Raw genomic sequence first — 2,280 nt, 5'->3', positions numbered from 1 at the left:
CTAATTCGTTGTGTGTATCGCCGACAATGTGCTGTGCTGAGGAGACTCTTTTCTCATCTGCTATTCTGCCCTCAAAAAGAGAGTTCATGTAGTTAGAGAGTGCACGCATAACGTTTATAACACGCTCAATTTTTTGACGATGGATATCCTGATACTGCATAATATCCATAACTTCCATAATAGCGTCGCCGCTCGACTGAAGTGTCTCTAGTGAATCTTTTGCCTCATTGATGGCGCTCTCGTTTTTCTCCAGTTGCGCTCTAAATGCTTCAACATCAGGAAATTTCTGGCTAAGCGTAGCAAAAAGCTTGACGTTGCCATCAAGGACACCCATAATATTTTTTGCAGTAACTTCAGATGCCATCAAATCGTTGCTGATTTTCTCGATAATATCAAAAATCTGGCTCGCTTTCTCTTCGCTCTCTTTTGTGACATCATCTAGCTGATGAACCATCTTATTTTCGTTTGTCGCAGGAAGCGGCCAATGGTGCGCGGTCTCATTACTGTAACCAAGCGGTTTGTCATCTGCTGATTTTGCCGACTCTTCCCCAAGCTCCTCAAAATCTTCTAAAGAATCTGCACTGCCGCCGTATGAATCACTGCTTATATCATCATCACTTAAAGATTCTAAATCTTCAATCTCCCCACTCATAAGGGCGTCAAGTTCTTCTTGGGTCATAAAAAGTTCTCCATTTACGTGAAATTCGCTAAATTTAATTTTTGTCACTATAATATCATAAAAATATATAAATATTGGAACCAATTCAATGATAGTCGACCTGCACAACCATACAAAACTTTGCAATCATGCAGAGGGTGAAATACCTGAGTATATAGAAAAAGCGATAGAGTGCGGCATAAAATACTTCGGTTTTTCAGAGCATGCGCCTATGAATTTTGATCAAAAATACCGTATCTCATTTGGGCAGATGCAAGGGTATGAAAAAAGCGTGCTTGATGCAAAAGAGAGATATAAAAACAGCATTGAGATCCTTTTAGGATATGAGGTTGATTATCTAAGAGGCTATATGGATGAGAGAGTTTTAAACGCCGATGTAGATTATCTTATAGGCTCTGTCCACTTTATAGAGGAGTGGGGATTTGACAATCCTGAATTTATCGGAAACTACAAAGACCAAGATATTGATGAGATTTGGCAAAAATATTTTGATGCAATAGAAGAGATGGCTCGTAGCAGACTTTTTGACATTGTTGGGCATCTTGACCTTATAAAAATTTTCAAATTTATGCCCAATAAAGATATAAACATCATAGCAAAAAATGCTCTGCTTGCCATTAAAGAAGCCGACATGTCGATTGAAATAAATGTTGCAGGATATAGAAAGCCAATCGGCGAAGCATATCCGTCTCTCTCACTTTTAAAAGAGATTAAAAAACTTGGTATTCCGATAACTTTTGCTTCAGATGCTCATAAACCTGAGCAGGTTGGACTATACAGCGATGAGATAATAAATATGGCCAAAAGTGTCGGTTACAGCGAGTGTGCTCTATACCGAAACAGAAAAAGAAATTTTATAAAATTTTAGTAGATTTACTATAAAGCAATTTTAAAGAGTTAGACTTGTATAATGTGCGGACATAAAATTAGAAGGAAATTGTAATGGGTAAATATATAGAATTGACTAGCTCGGACTTTGAAGCGACTTTAAAAGAAGGCGTTTCATTAGTAGATTTTTGGGCTCCATGGTGTGGACCTTGTCGTATGATTGCTCCTGTAATAGAAGAACTTGCTAATGACTACGACGGCAAAGCAAAAATCTGTAAAGTAAATACAGACGAAGAGCAAGACATTGCCGTTAAATTCGGTATCCGTTCTATTCCTACCATTATGTTCTTCAAAGACGGAAAAATGGTAGACCAAGTTGTTGGAGCACAGTCAAAAGCTGCTCTAGCAGAAAAAATCAACGCGCTTTTAGCGTAATCTGCAAAGAGAAGTGTAGTGCCTAGCGGAGGTAAAAGCCTCTTTTCTTTATCTACACTTTTAGCCTCTTTCTTCGGCGCAGCTATGATTGCTGCCGCCTTTGCATACTTCAACTATAAATTCTCAGAGTATAAGTTTATAAACTTTAAAGAGTGGGTCTTTTATGAAAAAAAAGATATCTTTGTTCCCGATGCTGATAAATATATTGTTGTTTTTTACAGCTCTAAAGAAAAAGATACCGCCAGACTTCTCAAAGAGACAAACCTTAACTATCCAGTCATAGCAATAGACTACTATAATGAAATCTATGAAAACAGCCAAAATACGACTTTTTTAAG

The 2,280-nt window shown here is 37.6% G+C and carries 3 protein-coding genes and 1 pseudogene; 3 read left to right on the top strand and 1 reads right to left on the bottom strand.

From position 1 onward, the window contains the following. The coding region (locus K0A91_RS10845) for a chemotaxis protein (protein WP_295010220.1) at positions 1-679 on the bottom strand (679 nt) is incomplete at its 3' end. An 88-nt stretch (positions 680-767) separates the two neighbouring features. Between K0A91_RS10845 and K0A91_RS10840 the strand changes: the two genes are divergently transcribed. From K0A91_RS10840 to K0A91_RS10830, 3 genes and pseudogenes are all read left to right on the top strand, one after another. Beyond that, entirely contained in the window at positions 768-1,547 is a 780-nt protein-coding gene (locus K0A91_RS10840; protein WP_295010218.1) for a histidinol-phosphatase, read from the top strand. Between the two features lie 74 nt (positions 1,548-1,621). Then, entirely contained in the window at positions 1,622-1,942 is a 321-nt protein-coding gene (gene trxA, locus K0A91_RS10835; RefSeq protein WP_295010216.1) for a thioredoxin, read from the top strand. 18 nt (positions 1,943-1,960) lie between these two features. Further along, positions 1,961-2,280 (top strand): annotated as a pseudogene (locus tag K0A91_RS10830) (hypothetical protein); the annotation flags it as partial.

It is taken from the genome of Sulfurimonas sp. (genome assembly GCF_019429335.1).
Taxonomy (GTDB): domain Bacteria; phylum Campylobacterota; class Campylobacteria; order Campylobacterales; family Sulfurimonadaceae; genus Sulfurimonas.
This window is presented reverse-complemented; position numbering and strand designations above follow the sequence as displayed.